This is a genomic window from Streptomyces sp. NPDC098789 (genome assembly GCF_044759975.1).
Lineage (GTDB): Bacteria > Actinomycetota > Actinomycetes > Streptomycetales > Streptomycetaceae > Streptomyces.
Genome location: NZ_JBIWAJ010000061.1, coordinates 1 through 3,366, shown reverse-complemented (window position 1 = coordinate 3,366; position 3,366 = coordinate 1). Strand labels below are relative to the sequence as shown.

General features: G+C 71.0%; 5 protein-coding genes. 3 read left to right on the top strand and 2 right to left on the bottom strand.

Translation table 11 applies throughout. The annotated features are described in order from the left end of the window. Positions 1–150 (top strand): adenosylhomocysteinase (locus tag ACIQWR_RS41440; RefSeq protein ID WP_404011455.1); only part of this gene is annotated, 150 nt, incomplete at its 5' end. Between the two features lie 97 nt (positions 151–247). Beyond that, positions 248–871, top strand: coding sequence for a hypothetical protein (locus tag ACIQWR_RS41435; protein ID WP_404021346.1), 624 nt, complete (start codon positions 248–250; stop codon positions 869–871). A gap of 58 nt (positions 872–929) precedes the next feature. Here ACIQWR_RS41435 and ACIQWR_RS41430 read toward each other — a convergent pair whose 3' ends face one another. Continuing rightward, positions 930–1,793, bottom strand: coding sequence for an RDD family protein (locus ACIQWR_RS41430; RefSeq protein WP_404021343.1), 864 nt, complete (start codon positions 1,791–1,793; stop codon positions 930–932). A 103-nt stretch (positions 1,794–1,896) separates the two neighbouring features. Between ACIQWR_RS41430 and ACIQWR_RS41425 the strand changes: the two genes are divergently transcribed. Further along, positions 1,897–2,904 carry a stage II sporulation protein M gene (locus tag ACIQWR_RS41425; protein ID WP_404021340.1) on the top strand — a complete coding sequence of 336 codons (1,008 nt, stop codon included), beginning with the start codon at positions 1,897–1,899 and terminating at the stop codon, positions 2,902–2,904. A 153-nt stretch (positions 2,905–3,057) separates the two neighbouring features. Here ACIQWR_RS41425 and ACIQWR_RS41420 read toward each other — a convergent pair. Next, the coding region (locus ACIQWR_RS41420; RefSeq protein ID WP_404021338.1) for a hypothetical protein at positions 3,058–3,366 on the bottom strand (309 nt) is incomplete at its 5' end.

Genomic DNA, 3,366 nt, shown 5'->3' with positions numbered 1-3,366 from the left:
TACGTGCTGCCCAAGCACCTGGACGAGAAGGTGGCCCGCCTCCACCTCGCCGCCCTCGGCGTCAAGCTCACCACGCTGCGCCCGGAGCAGGCCTCCTACATCGGCGTGGACGTGGCCGGCCCGTACAAGCCGGACCACTACCGCTACTGATCCCTCCGGATCGGCGGCACCACCCCCGCACGATGGACAGGCCCCCGGCAGCGACACGGCCGGGGGCCTGCCCCGTACCCAGCCTGAAAGTTGAGCCATGCCGCGCGGCCGCTACTCGCTCCACGACACGCACGACCACACCCCGCTCGGCGAGGAGCACTTCCACTGCGCGCCCGGGCCCTCCGGCTGGCGGTACGTCGCCCAGCTCACCACCCCGGAAGGCGACCACCGGGGCTCCGTCGACCTGGCCGTCGACGAGCTGGGCCGGCCGATCCGGATGGAGCTGGGCGCGTCCAGCTGGCAGGTGCGGGGCGCCGCGATCGACGGGGTCACCTGGGTCCGCACCGACCCCACCGGCGCCGAAGCCACCGAGGGCAACGTCCGCGCGTCGGGGTTCACCGGAACCTCGCCGGCCTTCCTCGTCTCCACGGCCCGGCTGCTGCGCCTCGCGCCGGGCGACCCGGCGACCCGGGTCCGCCTGGTGGCCCTGACCGACCCGGTGCTCGCGCCCCGCACGGTCGACCAGGCCTGGCAGCTGACCGAGCGCGCCGAACACGCCACCGACAGCGGCCCGCTGCTGGTGGACACGTACCGGATCAGCGCGCTGGACACTGGCGAGGTGCACACGGTCCACCTCGCCGGCGACGTGGTCCTCTCGGCCCCCGGCATCGAACTGGAACACCTGGAGAGCCCGCCCTCGACCTTCGCGGACCACACCTGAGCCACCGGCGGGGCATGTACAGCCCCCGCCGGCGTTCGAGGGAGCCGGGAACCGCCCCCTACCCCGGCGGCGCGAACCCGCCGGAACGGGGCTCCCGTGCCACGACCGGAGCAGCGGGCGCGGCGGGCACCACGGGAGCGGCGGGCACCACGGGAGCTGCGTACGCCACCGGCCCACCCCCGAACATCCGTGCCGCGTCGCGCGACTGCCGCTCGTGCACCACGGCCGCCAGGTACGCCGCGGCCGGCACCCCCGGGGGCGGGGGCGTCCCCGTACGGGCCACCAGGTCGTCGGCCAGGCGCACCGCCATCGCCGCGCCCACCTGATGGTCGAGCTGTCCCATCCGGGTCAGGTACTGGCGGATCGCCAGCCACAGCGGGTCCGGTACGCCCGACAGGTCCAGCCCGGTGAACCGCCCGGCCAGCCCCGGCGGCGGAGGCGGCACCGGCACCACCCGGGTCCCCGGCACCCGCTCGCGGACCACCAGCGTCCCCGCGAAGACGTCACCGAGCCGCCGGCCCCTCTCCGACACCAGCGAAGCGATGCAGGCCACGATCCCCGAGGTGCCCAGCAGCTCCACCGCGCCCATCGCACCGCGCACCAGCGCGTGTCGGAAGCGGATCGGCCCGCCGTCGTCGCGCACCACCCGCAGCCCGAAGGCGAGCTTCCCGAGCGAACGCCCGTGGCTCAGCGTCTCGACCGCGATCGGCGCGCCGACCATGAACAGCAGGAAGCTCCCGACCGTGACCGCCGCGAAGGCGGCGCTGTCCAGCGAGCCGATGGCGAAGATCAAGCCGATGTTGATCACCTGATAGCCGACGAAGTACACGATCAGGTCGAGGACGAACGCCACCCCCCGGCTCGGCAGCCTCGCAGGCCTCAGTCCCAGGACGACCGCGTCCCCCGTCACCAGATCGCTCACCGCTGCACACCCTTCACGTGACCTGCCCCGCCCCTTGTTCATCAAGTCTGCCAAGCTGACCACAGTAGGAACAGGGAACCTGGGGCAGGGGAGCGGTAACCGGATGGATCTCGATGTCTTCGTGGCCGCGCACCGCGCGGAGTGGGACCGCCTGGAGGTGCTCCTGCGCCGCGGCCGCCGCCTCACCGGAGCCGAGGTCGACGAGCTCGTCGCGCTCTACCAGCGGACCTCGACCCACCTCTCCCTGATCCAGTCGAGCGCGCCCGACCCGATGCTCACGGGCCGCCTCACCCAGCTCGTCGCCCGCGCCCGCGCGACGGTGACCGGCGCCCGCCGAGCCGGCTGGCGCGACGTCGCCCGCTTCTTCACCGCCGGGTTCCCGGCCGCCGTCTACCGCAGCCGCCGCTGGTGGATACCCACCGCGGTGCTGTCGACGGCCCTGGCCGCGCTCATCGGCTGGTGGATAGCCGTCCACCCCGAGGTCCAGGCCAGCATCGGTGCGCCGCAGGACCTGCGGGAGATGACCCGCCCCGGCGGGCAGTACGAGACGTACTACTCCAGCCACCCCGCGGCCTCGTTCGCCGCCCAGGTCTGGACGAACAACGCCCAGGCCGTCGCGATCTGCCTGGTCTTCGGTGCCTTCCTCGGCCTTCCCGTGCTCTGGATCCTCTTCCAGAACATGCTCAACCTCGGGATCGGCATCGGCCTGATGGCCTCGGCCGGCCGCCTCGACGTCTTCCTCGGCCTGATCCTCCCGCACGGCCTGCTCGAACTGACCGCCGTCTTCGTCGCCGCCGGTACGGGCCTGCGCCTGGGCTGGACGGTCATCGACCCGGGCCCCCGCACCCGCCGCGAAGCCCTCGCCGAACAGGGCCGCTCGGCCCTCGGCATGGCCATCGGCCTCGCCGCGGTCCTCTTCGTGGCGGGCACGCTCGAAGGGTTCGTCACCCCCTCCGGCCTGCCCACATGGGCCCGCATCGGCATCGGGGTCGTGGTCGAGGCGCTGTTCCTGCTGTACGTGTACGTCCTCGGCGGCCGCGCCGCCCGCGCGGGCGAGGTCGGCGACGTCGAAGCGGCCGACCAGAGCGCGACCCTCCCGACCGCCGCCTGATGTGCGGACCGGGCAGCTGAGCTGCTAGTCTCCTCGTCGTCCCGCAAACACCGTTGACACGGTGCCAGCGGGGAGGTAGATTCGAACGGTTGCCTCGAACTGGACAAGTTCGGCAGCGATGGTTTAAAGTCTTTCTCGCCCCCCTCAAGGAATTCAATTTCCATGCATGGGGCACAGCCAACTCCTTTTCAGGATGTGAACGCCGGGAAAACCGGTGGAAAACTTCTGATAGAGTCGGAATCGCCGGAAAGGGAAACGCGAAAGCGAAGAACTGGAAAGCGAAAAGCAAGATCCCGTTTCGACCGGGAATCGGACACGAAAGAGTCTGATAGAGTCGGAAACACGAAGAACGAAGCCCGGAGGAAAGCCCGCGAGGGTGAGTACAAAGGAAGCGTCCGTTCCTTGAGAACTCAACAGCGTGCCAAAAATCAACGCCAGAAGTTGATACCCCGTCCACTTCGG

What these genes read in the sequence shown, in the direction of transcription:
- ACIQWR_RS41435 (WP_404021346.1), top strand. Translation starts at nt 248, where the DNA reads ATGCCGCGCGGCCGCTACTCGCTCCACGACACGCACGACCACACCCCG.
- ACIQWR_RS41425 (WP_404021340.1), top strand. Translation starts at nt 1,897, where the DNA reads ATGGATCTCGATGTCTTCGTGGCCGCGCACCGCGCGGAGTGGGACCGC.